The sequence below is a fragment of the Vibrio sp. 10N.286.48.B8 genome (assembly GCF_003050085.1).
GTDB lineage: Bacteria > Pseudomonadota > Gammaproteobacteria > Enterobacterales > Vibrionaceae > Vibrio > Vibrio crassostreae.
Genome location: NZ_PIGD01000003.1, coordinates 54,877 through 67,690 on the forward strand (window position 1 = coordinate 54,877; position 12,814 = coordinate 67,690).

The following is a 12,814-nucleotide window of genomic DNA, read 5'->3' on the forward strand; positions in this document are numbered from 1 at the left end:
GACTCTAAGCTACAGAGTTTTTATTGCCGAAGTCTAAACTAGAGACTATTCAGAATCGGCTTTAGAAAGGTAGTCTTGAACACGCTCACGATATTGCTGCTTCAATGACTCTTCGATAAAGCTCGCGTCAATCGCATTCAAAGTAAACTGTGCCAGTTCTTTCTGCGTCATCTCATGAGCTTGGCTCACTGCGTTGAAGTTATCCGACATGTAGCCACCAAAATACGCTGGGTCATCAGAGTTTATGGTTACAGCGACACCCTTCCTCAACAGTTCGACAATGTTGTGCTCTTCCATTACATCAAACACTCGTAATTTGATGTTAGACAATGGACACACGGTCAGCGGCATTTTAGTCTCAATCAATTCGACGATTAAAGCGTCATCTGTCATGCATTGCACACCATGATCCACTCGACTCACGCTGAGCATTTCAATCGTATCCACAATGTTTTGAGCAGGACCTTCTTCCCCTGCATGTGCCACAGTTAAGAAACCCGCTTGTTTCGCTTGTTGGAATACACGTTTGAACTTCTCTGGTGGATGTCCTAATTCAGAAGAATCCAACCCAACCCCGACGATCTTATCTTGATGTTTTAACACATCGGCGAACGTTTGAATGGCGCGCTCTTCAGTCAGGTGACGCAAGAAACAGGCGATAATTTGAGAGGTAATACCCAGCTCTTTTTGCCCCTGTTGAAGTGCACGATGAATACCGTTAATGACCGTGTCGAATGCAATACCACGATCAGTATGTGTCTGAGGATCAAAGAAGATTTCGGTGTGAATAACATTATCGGCCTTACAACGCTCTAAGTACGCCCATGTTAGGTCATAGAAATCTTGTTCAGTGCGAAGCGCATCTGCACCTTGATAATAGATATCCAGAAACGACTGCAAGTCATCAAATTGGTATGCGCGCCTTAACTGCTCTGGGGATGAGTAAGGTAGCTCAATGCCGTTGCGTTGAGCGAGTTGAAAAAGCAACTCAGGTTCGAGTGAGCCTTCAATGTGTAAATGCAACTCTACTTTTGGAAGCCCTTGAATAAATGCGTTCATATTTCACCTACTATGGATTTTAGGTGTGCACTTACTCTGAATAATAGACAGGAGGTTTTCTTGAACGCTATTACAAAGAGTAAGAACACAATTGTGTTCTAAACCCTTCGTAATCAGCACTTTGCGGGAGCTGGTAGAGACCCCCAAACCATATCATTGGGGTTATACGAAGCAAACGGTTGCTACTATACAGAGTTCAGTGTGAATTTCACTAATCGTTTCTCGATAAAACTAATAAATTACTCAGTAGCATTTAAGAATACTCGCCACACCTTATTCAGAACGACATTCTAATATTAGATTGACACACTTTAGTTATTGCCGCTATTTTGTCTAAAACCATAAAAGACGGTCGATATGAAACACAACCTATTCGCGAGCTTTGAGGATCTCCTCTCTCACCAAACCAAAACTTTGACCGCATGCCAGCCCAAAGATTTCGATAGCACTTTTTTCTTACTGGCAAGAGAAGCGCTCGCTTGGTTTAAGCTCGACAGACTTACCCTATTTCCAAACTCAATGATTCTTCTGGATACAGGAAAAAGTATTTCCGTATCCCAAACAGATACTCCACCGCTTGAAATGGAACGCTTTCTAAAAGGCAATTATCTTGACTACCTTAAGCTTTTACGTTCAAAAGAGTGTTGGCAGTTGTTCCCTGAAGAAACACTAAAGAACCATAAACTCGACCCGTTACGTGTACTTTATGAAGAAGGTGCTCATTGGCATGGGATTGTAAGCCTTTCGTTGTTTGGCCAGCAGTGGGGAGCTATCGGCTTCTCACGGTTCAATCGTTACGATAAGCCAATTGAAGAGGCTGACATGAAGCGAATCAAATTGCTGAGTGATATCTGGCTCTGTTTTTGGCAGCATTCCAAAATGACGCGTAGTGTCACCAGCGATGAAACCAATAATATTAACGAGAGTGAAAAACTATTATTGCTGACCAAAAGGCAGTGTGCGGTTCTGACTCAACTGGCACAAGGTTATACCGCAAAGCAATGTGCTGAGATCCTCTTTTTAAGCCCTAGAACCATTGAGTCACACAAATACCGCATGTTGGATATTTTGGAACTCGACAACCATACCGAACTGATTCAGTTTGCACTGCGAAATGGCTTTGGCATCGATAATCCATAGCGATCTTATCAACAAATCTGATAGTGACGAATGCTTATAAACACAAAACCCTCAAGCAAATAAAATTTGAGGGTTTTATTAAAATAACCCTGTTAATTAATATCTTACTTCAACTGCTTCAGTTATATAGAGTCACTTCGCCTTCAAAGGTAATCTGGTCGTATTCTCGACATTAGTAACATATCGATGTACTTACCGCCTTTGAACGTACTGAGCCTTTTTGTGCCTTCTAACTGAAAACCTACACGTTCATACAAAGCAATAGCGGCGTGGTTGTCAGCATGAACCTCTAACTCAAGACGCACGAGGTTAAGCCAGTTATCCGCCTGATTGATCGCTTCTTGCATTAACGCCTTACCGACCCCTTTACCATGCATATCCGGGTGAATAGCAATACCAAGACCAGCGCAGTGCCTGTCTCTTACCTTGCTGGTCATGAATAAAGTAATATGGCCCACTACTTTACCGGATACTTCCGCAACTAAAGTGAAATGGTCGGAGTGACCAAACAGTCGCTCCACTTGATCAGAGCTGAGGAAAGGCTTTTGAGAGGTGTTTTCTGATACTGATGGATGGCGATAAATATCAAAAATATCTTGGTTGTCTGTGAGTTCTAGATGTCTAATTTGTATTTCCAAAGCGCTTCCTTACTATCTGATCTTTTTAACTGAACGACTTTCATACTACGGATAGCAACGAGCACCTACAACCTTAAAGATTATAAGTGCTCGAAATAATTAAACAGATAATAAACCCAACGAAATCTTAGCGTTATACAAAGCTTCGGAATATCTAATCTTTAGAACTTATAGTCGACACCGACGCTCGCGAGTACCTGTTCAGAATTATAGAAGTCGATGTTTGAATCTATGCTTCTTAAACCAAGTAAAGTAATCAATGACCAATCTTCATATCCCATCAAGCCGCCAAACTCGTATGCTAAGAAGGCGCCATATTCGTTCTCTTCACGAGTTTTTTCATAAATCGGATTTGCTTCATCATACTGACGATCACTGGCATCTAATGTGACCACAAAACCATGGCGACCAATTCTCTTAGCGTAATTCAGTTCAATACCGTAGCTATCAAAGCTCAGTGCACCACCCTCCGCATCTGAATTGAAATACACCATAGATGGAACGAACACACCAGCTTGATTAGGCAAGATGAAGGGATACCCTACCTTGGCATACACATAAGTTCGCTCCCTATCGAGCAGTGCTATCTCTTCAGCAGATAAGTTTAGTGAACTCCCTGACAGCTCATCATCTACGTCTGATTCACCAATCGCGAAATCCGTTCGAAAGCCAGTGCCGCCGATGTTAGTCATTTGCAATCGCCCAACATTACCTTTCACATCGGTTTCGTTTCGATTAACGCCAACCGCGTAAGGATCAGACCAAGCCTTACCTGAGATAAGCGTAGGAAGAACAGAAAAATCCAATATGGTGCCACCGGAAAGTTGATGTCTGTAACCAATCTCAAACGCGATGGTACCTGTTGCAATATCCTCTCGTGTCGTACCCGCATACACTTGGTGAGTCAGCGATTCACCAAAAGTATATTGAACGGTACCCAAAAAGCCGAGTAACCCTTGCTTTTCGCTATTCCCTTCCTCAGTGTTGGTTGCTTGATTCGAATCCTGTTCAGTACTCAAATTACTACTGTCAGAGTAGAAACCGGCCAAAACACTGAAGTTACCGCTGAAACCTTCATTTGGAGCAAGGCCACTGTAAGCAGGCATTGAAGCCAATGCAGAAAATACAACTGGTAAAGCAAACCTCATATTCACATCCATTACTTGAATAATCACCCACTAACTATAAGTATCAAAATGCAATTACAACAAGTATTTAACATGGATTTTTTATCCATCTGATGACTTTGGCAGTTCAAGTAAGTGTCACGAGGGTGCAATAAGTTGATCTATCGCTTTTAGGCTTTCGTAATACCTCTCGGAAATAACAGACAAACTCAAAGGACTACAATATGTTTAATCACTTAAGCAAAACCCTGTCAGTACTGTTCGCAACACTTCTTTTCACAGCTTTCGCTCACGCGAATCATCACGGTATGAAGAAAGACATCGTTGATGTGGCAGCAGAAAACGGCTCGTTCACCACACTAGTTGCGGCGGTAAAAGCAGCAGGCTTAGTAGATACATTGAAAGGCGACGGACCATTTACCGTTTTTGCCCCAACCGATGAGGCTTTTGCTGCATTGCCAGAGGGAACGGTCGATATGCTGTTGAAACCAGAGAATAAAGACAAGTTAGTTGCAGTGCTTACTTATCATGTCGTACCTGGGAAGGTTATGGCGGCTGAAGTAATGAAACTGAACAGTGCAGTCACAGTCCAAGGTGAAGCTGTAATGGTAGGGATTGATCATGGCAGTGTGATGATCAACAAAGCTAAAGTCGTGATGCCAGACGTTGAAGCAAGCAATGGTGTCATCCATGTTATTGATGCGGTACTGCTACCAAAATAATCAATGGGTAAAGCCAGTAATAAGCCTTCAAAAATTCTTTAAAGGGTGTGACTCGTTCGCACCCTTTTCGTGTTTAGAGATAACTGAGTTTCGTCATCAAAGAAGGCGAACTTTCTTTTGCGTGTACAGCTAGACAAACAAACGTCCGAATATCAAAAAAGCCGCCATCGACACGACCTTGGTAAACACCACTACCCAAATACAGTCACCAATACTCGCGTGTGTTGCCTTCCCGAGAAGGAATACAAAAAGGATCAACCCGAGAGCCCACCCTACAGTTGGAATCAACGACACTAGAGCAACGATAACAGCGATGGTAAGGAGGGATTTAAAGTCGGCAACAACGAATGACATTTTCGACGCAATGTACATGCAACATGCCGTGATTAAAGCGTCCATTACAAACGCCAAAGCTTCTATTCCCACTTGGATTCCTTAATTAAACTAAATCAGCCTGCATACTATATGCAACCCGGAAAACGTTCTTAAGAACATGGTAAAAAACCCACCAACAAATGTCGCAAATTTGAGAATTATGAGAAATAAAATCCGGTCATTCATGTCGGTTATTTCTTATGTTTTTCAAACCCTTTGGTTAATGCTTCGGGACGAGCTGTATTCGTTTATTGATAGGAATCGGAGACATCTTTGTCTTCTCGACTGATACACAGCACATACAGATTGATAACGACAGAAAAGAAAGAAATAACGACGACAAAGATCGGGAATAACCCTTCGAAGCCGAACTTCAAGGCCAGTACCCCTGCCGCCAATGAGAGAGAGGAAATTAAGACGAGGATCTTATTACTAAGTACAATATTCATTAACCACACTCCATGTAGTCTTTATTAGTTTAGATTAGACCAATAAAGATGCACATAACTCGAAGTCGCCAACACTATTGATAGTTAGCTCAGGCTATTAGATTACTTTCTCCATCACGTAATTCGTCAGTTTTACGCCTCGCATGTCAACTTCTTGCTCATTCACAACCTTGAATCCAAGATGTTCATAGAAAGGTCTGGCGGTAATACTCACCTCTGAGAAGTATCGATAAACACCGCGAACTCTGCCGACTGAAAATACATGCTCCATCAAAGCTCTTCCTACCCCCTTTCCTTGATATTCATGGTGACAGAAAAAATGGTCAATCAAGCCATTGGGTTGCAAGTCAGTATAGCCAACAACGCGCCCGTCTAACTCGGCCACAAAGGGCTGTATACGGCGAAGACATTTGTCCCACAGTTCCGAATCAAAATCACTTGGTGCCCAAGCCTCGACTTGTTCTTGAGAGTAATCGCGAACGTTGATGTTACGGACGGTATGAAAATAAATCTCCCATAACGCTTTGTTATCACTAGGTTGGTAATTTCTAATTCTAACCACGACATAATCCTTTCATGTATTTAGTGTATTGGACAAGTACCGTATTGCCCCTAAGCGCTCTCTAAATAAGTCGATTCTAGAACAAAGAGATTCAACGATAAAATACAGCCAACCAGATCGTCACAACGTTTTCCACCGTACCAATCACCTTATGCTTTTCTCTCGCAGCAATGTTGATGTAATCCCCTTTAGACAAGGTAACAACACGTCCATCTTCAAACTCGATGACGCCTTGACCTTCGAGCACCATTACCCATTCATTCTCATCTTGGTTGTACCACCCCTCTTCTGGTGAACTGTGTCCATGTGACAGAATTCGCTCAATTCGAATATTCTCGTTACTAATGAGAGCGTTGAACATCTCATTGGGCAGCGACGAAGGGATATCAGCGTAGATATTTGGCATCGAGCTCTCCTAAATCTTGAATCATCGTCATGCGGTGTACTTTATTACGTAGCAACAGATTCAAACTCTAAGCTATCGCATTCTTTTTGAAGTAAAAACGGTAATAACCCACCAAGTTGCTGCAAATAAACAGCGCTTCCATAAGAACCGCTGTTGGCGAGCCAACTAAATAATTGTGAACCAACCAAAAACTGGTGCCGATGATCATCAATTCTCTTAAGCGGCGGTCATCCTTATTAAACGCAGCGAAGGTTTGAAATACGGAAGCAAAGCAACTCACTACGCTAGTCAGCCCCGAATAAGTCACGGCCGTTGCGACCACCGACATCGAACAGAATAAATATTTAAACTTAGACGAGGTAGAAAATACGCTCGTCAAATAGCGAATCGTGGCAATCGTCATTAGGCTCGCCGCTGTCCATTGCTCGAGTAGAATAAAGTGACTCGAAATAAGCACACCGGCAAAGAACAGACAAGTGACGATTTTCTTCCTTTCCTTGAACTGGAATGACAGAAGATCGAAGCAAATCGCAATGGCGACTAAGACTTGAGATAGATAAAACGCTGACACAGTGATTCCTTCAATAATAACTTACGCTTTAGCCGCTTCATTCAATCAATCATCGAACGAACTCGCTTGATGCGCTCAAACAGATACAGCCAATAACGCTTTAAATCTTCAACACACCACTAATCACAGTGGTCGCAGAACCGATTAGCTTTATTCGCCCATTAGCTAATAGCTCTGTCGACATATAGCCACCACGACGAGACGCCTGATACGCACTGAAGCTGCTTTTGTTTAGCTTTTCTGCCCAGTGCTGCGTCAATGCACAATGCGCCGACCCTGTCACAGGATCTTCATTTACCCCAACCCATGGTGCAAAATAACGAGAAACAAAATCAAGCTCAGTATTCGATGAAAGCGCTGTCACGACAACGCCTCGCCCTTTAATACCTTTTAAAGCATCAAAATTTGGTGAAAGGCCCAGTAGCACTCGCTCGTCAGACACTTCGATTAGCTGCTTGGAATCAAACTCTCGGAATGAAACGACTTGGTTCGACTCTAAACCAAGATGTTCGAGCAACATGAGGTTGGGCTCAGTAAACAATGATAACTGTGTACTAGGGAAATCAAGCTCAATAGACGATTCACAAACTGCGGCAGACAACTCCCCAGATAAGGTATTAAATATGACCCTATCCCCTGTGTTGAGCAGACCTTGCTCTTTCATCACATGAACGGTTGCCAGTGTACCGTGCCCACACAGCTTCACTTCTACTTCTGGAGTGAACCATTTAAGTGTCATAGTGTTAAGTGACAAAAAAGCCGTTTCGGATACAGCCATCTCTTCAGCAATTGAAAACATTAACGACTCACCCAATGGCTCTTTGGAAATACAGACCCCTGCGGGGTTTCCTTTAAAAGCTTGAGTTGTGAACGAATCCACTTGATATATCTCTAAATTCACAATGTTTCCTAGCTTTGAGATCGGATAAATATTTTGCCTACAATAAGCACAAATACACTGTGCTACAAGTCTTCAACAGAAATTTTATTAATAGTTATTTGAAGAGTAAGGAAAGATAAACAAAGAGTTATGAAAAGAATTGGTGGATGAAGCAGAAGGTTTAATATCGGGCAAGCACTAGATAAAACGTATCAGACAAGGTAGGAAACATACGCACATTCGCGGCACATAAGCATTGTATCGTGCCACAAACGTGAAGTTACTCAGCAATGATGACTCAAATTGAACCTATTGACGTACTAGCGCAGATTTCACAATGGTCAAACCAAGTAGGCCTAGCATTACTCCTGTCACTTTATCAATATAGTAAGCAACACGCGTAAACTCTTGACGTACTTTGGGCGCAGATAACAGGAAGATGATCGCCGCATCCCATATAAAGACAACCACCGTCATCCAAATACCTAGCCCAAACTTAAACATGAAGCCAATATCTTTGTTCAATACCACCGTGAATAAGCTCAAATAGAACAATAGGTTTTTAGGATTAAGGATTCCAGATAGAAAACCGGTGAGGAATTCTTTAAAAAAAGTCGTTTGGTTGAAGCTATCTCCTTCGGTAACATCCATATTATTGTAATTACATTTCTTCGCTCTTATGGCTTGCACTGCAAGATAAACAAGAAACACTCCACCAATTATCTTGAGTGCAATCATAATAGAAACGGATGCTGCCAAAATCGAGCCTACGCCAACTAGGCACAAAGCAATGTAAACCGCATTCGCACTGGCAATACCGAATGCAACGCCTAGGGCTTTTTTTCCCTTATTTCGAACAGCACTCTTCACCACAATCACAAAATCTGGTCCTGGGCTTAATAGCGCCAAAAAGTGAGCAATCGCCACGGTAACAAAAATTCCAACTAAATCTGCATCCATAAACCAACCTCCTTATCGTTCAATTAATGCCCTACTATTGCATAAATAACGAAAAAATGCTCAAGTAGTTGAATATATATTTACTAGCAACCTAATAACCAAACAAATCCCGTGTTTTCATCGGTCAAGGGTTGATATCCCCTTGATTTAACGTAGTGATGTTGTGCTAAAGCTTACTTTTGGCTCCAATTAGGTTATAGGATTTTTCCACCTGGATGCATTGCGTGATGTTGAAGTGAAATTAGAGACCTAAATTTGAGCTATGTCGCAAAATTTGGGCTACGATTTAGTTAAGCAAAGTAGGAAAGGAATCCGTCAGTGAAAGCATTTTATATTTCAGTTCTTGCGTCATCATCTTTTTTAACTGGCACTGCCTTTAGCCAACAGGATGAGATTTATCTCTACAATTGGGATGAATTTCTATCCGATAGCGTCGTGACCGAACTAAGCGACACGTACGGCATTTATTTGAAACAGCAGTTTTTTTCTGACGAGTCGATCAGAGATGAAGTGCTATTAAGCGAACGTCGGGGCGCATTTGAGCTAGTGATTATAGAAAGTGTAAAGCTCAATGCGTTAGCCAAGCAGAACCTGTTTCACAACCTCAGTGAGTTACAACAATCCATTACGGATAACATCGATTCAAGGTGGGTCGAAGGATGTGGCGAGTATGGCATCCCCTATGCTTGGGGAACGACGGGAATCTTATATCGAAGTGACAAATTAAACCCTCCTACCTCTTGGAAAGCTCTTCTTGAACCAGACACGAACAGCAGTGGTCGCATAAGTATGTATTACGAACCAACCGATCTAGTGGGTACCGCGTTGCTAGCAAATGGGTTTGATCCATTCACTAATAACGAGCAAGAACTACGCATAGCTTACAAGACTCTGCAAGCACAAAAGCCTCATATAGAAAGTAGCGAATACGTCATTGACTATACCCACCAACCTGAACGTCTCGCAGATATAGATCTCGCCTACGGCTACTCCGGTGACAGCTATGTACTGAATGATGCCGACCCTAATGCCTCATGGACCTATATTGTCCCTCAGGAGGGCACCACGTTATGGTTGGAGTGTATTGCAGCAATTAACAACGGTGAGCTATCTCCACAAGCGATAACAATTCTATCATTCTTAACTCAACCCGAGATCGCCGCTCAAAACGCGATGGGGTCATGGTTTGCGACTCCAAGTTCAAAAGCAAAAGCCCTGACCACTCCAGAATATCAGAATGATCCTGAGCTTTTCCCTAGCAAAGAGGTATTAGAGCGTAGCCATCTATATGAACAACTCGAACCCAATAGTATTCAAATTCGTAACCGCATTGTCGACAGTCTAAGATAATTAATGTCAGTATTAAAGAAGCTCTATTTTGTACTCATTCCCACGTTATTGTTCGTGTTTGCAATGGGCGGGATGGTTACTTATAACTTAGCCTCCAACCACGTAAAACATATGTACTTAGACGAAGTTCAGTCCGACGTGAACACCGCTCTAGTGGCCGCTGAGTACGAACAACTTGGCCTATCTTTACTAGTAAAAGATATTGGTTCATCCCTACAGTTCTTGAGATATATTCAAAACCCTGGTGACTACACCACCCTATCTCTATTAGAGAAAAGAGTACTTCGAGTCTTAAACCAAAGTCATGTTAATCAATTTGGTCAACGTAATATCTATGTCGTAAATCCTAAATTCAAATTAACGCTTTCTACTTTACGATCAGACCCTTTCGAGGGATTAAAAATCCCAGATAACATCTATGAAAAAGTCTTCGATATCTATACCTCGTTAATCAATAGAAACGAGCTGTCTTATGAAGGTTTCTCTTATATCTCTGTGAGTGGTGAGCTTAGATATGCTTACGTTACCGCGATCGACCCTTATTTAGTCCCGCAAGACAAGCGCGCGAACAACAGTCTAAATCGATATATATTAATTGCAGACGGACCATTAAAACAGTTGTCTAATTTGCTCAACAAATACAACGATGATGACAACATGCAACTACTAATTGAACCGTCATCAAACACAGAACATATCGAAAATACGCAGTTCGTCATCAAGTCGTTTGAACAAGCCAAAGACCGTATCAAAGTTGAGATGAACAGCCGTCACTTCCTTGCCCAAGTTAATATCCGCGAAAAAAAATTCAATCAAGAAAAGTCCATTATCGCTCAGAAGACCTTACTTGGTTGCTTGACAACATTATTCATAATCATGCTCATCGTACACATGGTCGTCCGCTATCAATTAGTTCGCCCACTGAAAGACTTGTTACACGAGATCTCCATTGGCGGACTCAAACTTAGATATTTCAAACGCTCATCTGGTCAAAGTGAGATCGATGGTCTTAAGAACGCTTACATTGATTCACTAACGGAATTGAAATTTGAAGCTGAGTTCGATCAATTAACAAAGTTGGCCAACCGACGCTCGTTCATTCGACACCTAGATGTACGTATAAAAAGTTCAATGCGCCCACACTGTTACTTGGTTTGTTGGGATATTATCGACTTCCGTAAAATCAATGATTTATATGGCGCTAAAGTGGGTGACAATGTGCTCGTTAGTCTAGCCAAAGTACTAAGAGAAACCTTACAGAACCAACAATCCTCTTTTGGCTTTAGTTGCAGCGACTATTCAGTAGCAAGGTTGGGAGGAAACCAGTTCATTGCCATATTAGAAATAGGTGATCATCAGTCAATAAACGAAGAAATTGAGAACATTAACCACACTCTTACGGGAACGACTTTCCTCGATTACTATGGTTTTAGGCTCTCGATTGCAACGGGTGTTCTGCCTGTCGACACCCCCAAATTTGAAGAGGTATGGCACCGATGTATTGATGCTATGTTGATTAATGCTAAGAATCACAGCGATGGGGAGAGCAGGATTGTTTATGGCGAAGAGTTACTCCACTCACTTGAAAGGCATGATGTTATCGAAAAAAGACTATTGGAGTGCTGCGAGAGCGACAACTTTGAACTTCGCTTTATGCCTATTTTCAATGCTAAAACACTTCAGATTGACGGAGCAGAATGTCTGATTCGCTGCCCAGCTCTATTTGATATAAAGGCAGGACCAGATGAGTTCATTCCAGTCGCAGAGAAAAGTAATTTGATATCCAAACTCGACATGTGGGTCATTAGTTCCGCAATCAAGAGTTATAAAGAGCTTTCAGATATTCACCAATACAGTGGCACCTTGTCCATTAACATCTCGGCGATGGAGCTCTACAACCGTAACTTTGCCGACAATGTTCGGAAGGTACTCGAGCGTTATAAAGTTCCGTCTTGCAATATCATTATAGAGATTACCGAAACCAGCTACGTTAAAAGCAGCAAACTTACGGTGCAGACCATTGAGAGTATCAGAAGCTTAGGTTTAAAAGTTTCCCTTGACGACTTCGGTACGGGTTACACAGCATTTAACCAACTTCTCCATTACCCTGTTGACGAACTTAAAATTGATAAGAGCTTTATCGATAATATCGTCGACGATAAGGCTGACCGCAAGATGGTCGAATCCATGGTTAACTTAGGACACTCTTGTAACACCTTCGTTGTAGGTGAAGGAGTCGAATCTCTTGAACAGTATCATCTTCTTCGAAAAGCCAACTGCGACCTCATTCAGGGCTATTTATTCAGCCAACCGTTAACTTACATTGAGTTTATTGAATTTGTCCGTGACCATAATCCACAAGCCATTCTAGACCAACAATCGCTTTTAGAACCAAACTCTTGCGAAAGGGTTGTGTCACTAAATCAAAAACAATAGTCGTGTTTCGGTAAGCTCGATGACTTAACAACCATGGCCAAACCTCTGCTTCATTATCATCTGAATAAACCTCCTGCAATAAGCACAGACTCACCGATACGCTTGAACTAACAGTTCCTATAGACAAGCCCGAATAAAT

13 protein-coding genes and 1 riboswitch are annotated in these 12,814 nt (G+C 42.0%); of the genes, 4 read left to right on the forward strand and 9 right to left on the reverse strand.

Going from position 1 to position 12,814, the window contains the following annotated elements:
- Nucleotides 1–45: 45 nt before the first annotated feature.
- Complete coding sequence (locus tag CWO08_RS04935; protein WP_102479645.1) at nt 46–1,059, reverse strand: adenosine deaminase; 1,014 nt, start codon at nt 1,057–1,059, stop codon at nt 46–48.
- Between the two features lie 90 nt (nt 1,060–1,149).
- A riboswitch (purine riboswitch) is annotated at nt 1,150–1,249 on the reverse strand.
- A gap of 167 nt (nt 1,250–1,416) precedes the next feature.
- Between CWO08_RS04935 and CWO08_RS04940 the strand changes: the two genes are divergently transcribed.
- Nucleotides 1,417–2,199 (forward strand): LuxR C-terminal-related transcriptional regulator, encoded by a 783-nt coding sequence (locus CWO08_RS04940; protein ID WP_102431223.1) that lies wholly within the window; start codon nt 1,417–1,419, stop codon nt 2,197–2,199.
- Nucleotides 2,200–2,342: 143 nt separating this feature from the next.
- Here the strand turns inward: CWO08_RS04940 and CWO08_RS04945 are convergent, their stop codons facing one another.
- Both CWO08_RS04945 and CWO08_RS04950 read right to left on the reverse strand, forming a co-directional pair.
- Nucleotides 2,343–2,837: a GNAT family N-acetyltransferase gene (locus CWO08_RS04945; RefSeq protein ID WP_102431224.1), complete on the reverse strand. Its 495-nt coding sequence runs from the start codon at nt 2,835–2,837 to the stop codon at nt 2,343–2,345.
- A gap of 161 nt (nt 2,838–2,998) precedes the next feature.
- Complete coding sequence (locus CWO08_RS04950; RefSeq protein ID WP_102431225.1) at nt 2,999–3,985, reverse strand: DUF2860 family protein; 987 nt, start codon at nt 3,983–3,985, stop codon at nt 2,999–3,001.
- A gap of 203 nt (nt 3,986–4,188) precedes the next feature.
- Between CWO08_RS04950 and CWO08_RS04955 the strand changes: the two genes are divergently transcribed.
- Entirely contained in the window at nt 4,189–4,686 is a 498-nt protein-coding gene (locus CWO08_RS04955) for a fasciclin domain-containing protein (RefSeq protein ID WP_107898847.1), read from the forward strand.
- A gap of 129 nt (nt 4,687–4,815) precedes the next feature.
- Here the strand turns inward: CWO08_RS04955 and CWO08_RS04960 are convergent, their stop codons facing one another.
- The 6 genes from CWO08_RS04960 to CWO08_RS04990 form a co-directional block, all read right to left on the reverse strand.
- Nucleotides 4,816–5,112, reverse strand: coding sequence for a hypothetical protein (locus CWO08_RS04960; RefSeq protein ID WP_048660304.1), 297 nt, complete (start codon nt 5,110–5,112; stop codon nt 4,816–4,818).
- Between the two features lie 495 nt (nt 5,113–5,607).
- A complete protein-coding gene (locus tag CWO08_RS04970) occupies nt 5,608–6,072 on the reverse strand; it encodes a GNAT family N-acetyltransferase (RefSeq protein ID WP_107898846.1) in 465 nt (154 codons plus the stop codon).
- Between the two features lie 91 nt (nt 6,073–6,163).
- Nucleotides 6,164–6,478, reverse strand: coding sequence for a cupin domain-containing protein (locus tag CWO08_RS04975; protein WP_048660307.1), 315 nt, complete (start codon nt 6,476–6,478; stop codon nt 6,164–6,166).
- A gap of 67 nt (nt 6,479–6,545) precedes the next feature.
- Nucleotides 6,546–7,049 carry a YgjV family protein gene (locus CWO08_RS04980; protein WP_108020011.1) on the reverse strand — a complete coding sequence of 168 codons (504 nt, stop codon included), beginning with the start codon at nt 7,047–7,049 and terminating at the stop codon, nt 6,546–6,548.
- Between the two features lie 100 nt (nt 7,050–7,149).
- The gene (locus tag CWO08_RS04985) at nt 7,150–7,950 is read right to left on the reverse strand and encodes a PhzF family phenazine biosynthesis protein (protein ID WP_102431229.1); all 801 of its coding nucleotides are present in this window, start codon (nt 7,948–7,950) and stop codon (nt 7,150–7,152) included.
- 288 nt (nt 7,951–8,238) lie between these two features.
- Nucleotides 8,239–8,889, reverse strand: a complete 651-nt coding sequence (locus CWO08_RS04990) for a LysE family translocator (RefSeq protein ID WP_102431230.1) — start codon at nt 8,887–8,889, stop codon at nt 8,239–8,241.
- A 318-nt stretch (nt 8,890–9,207) separates the two neighbouring features.
- Between CWO08_RS04990 and CWO08_RS04995 the strand changes: the two genes are divergently transcribed.
- Both CWO08_RS04995 and CWO08_RS05000 read left to right on the forward strand, forming a co-directional pair.
- Nucleotides 9,208–10,239 carry a PotD/PotF family extracellular solute-binding protein gene (locus CWO08_RS04995; RefSeq protein ID WP_102431231.1) on the forward strand — a complete coding sequence of 344 codons (1,032 nt, stop codon included), beginning with the start codon at nt 9,208–9,210 and terminating at the stop codon, nt 10,237–10,239.
- Nucleotides 10,240–10,242: 3 nt separating this feature from the next.
- Complete coding sequence (locus tag CWO08_RS05000; protein WP_108020012.1) at nt 10,243–12,675, forward strand: bifunctional diguanylate cyclase/phosphodiesterase; 2,433 nt, start codon at nt 10,243–10,245, stop codon at nt 12,673–12,675.
- Nucleotides 12,676–12,814: the final 139 nt, after the last annotated feature.

Bases quoted from the DNA above. Each gene is read 5' to 3' on its own strand.
- CWO08_RS04990 (WP_102431230.1), bottom strand. From the start codon at position 8,889: ATGGATGCAGATTTAGTTGGAATTTTTGTTACCGTGGCGATTGCTCAC.
- CWO08_RS04955 (WP_107898847.1), top strand. From the start codon at position 4,189: ATGTTTAATCACTTAAGCAAAACCCTGTCAGTACTGTTCGCAACACTT.
- CWO08_RS04940 (WP_102431223.1), top strand. From the start codon at position 1,417: ATGAAACACAACCTATTCGCGAGCTTTGAGGATCTCCTCTCTCACCAA.
- CWO08_RS05000 (WP_108020012.1), top strand. From the start codon at position 10,243: ATGTCAGTATTAAAGAAGCTCTATTTTGTACTCATTCCCACGTTATTG.
- CWO08_RS04975 (WP_048660307.1), bottom strand. From the start codon at position 6,478: ATGCCAAATATCTACGCTGATATCCCTTCGTCGCTGCCCAATGAGATG.
- CWO08_RS04935 (WP_102479645.1), bottom strand. From the start codon at position 1,059: ATGAACGCATTTATTCAAGGGCTTCCAAAAGTAGAGTTGCATTTACAC.
- CWO08_RS04950 (WP_102431225.1), bottom strand. From the start codon at position 3,985: ATGAGGTTTGCTTTACCAGTTGTATTTTCTGCATTGGCTTCAATGCCT.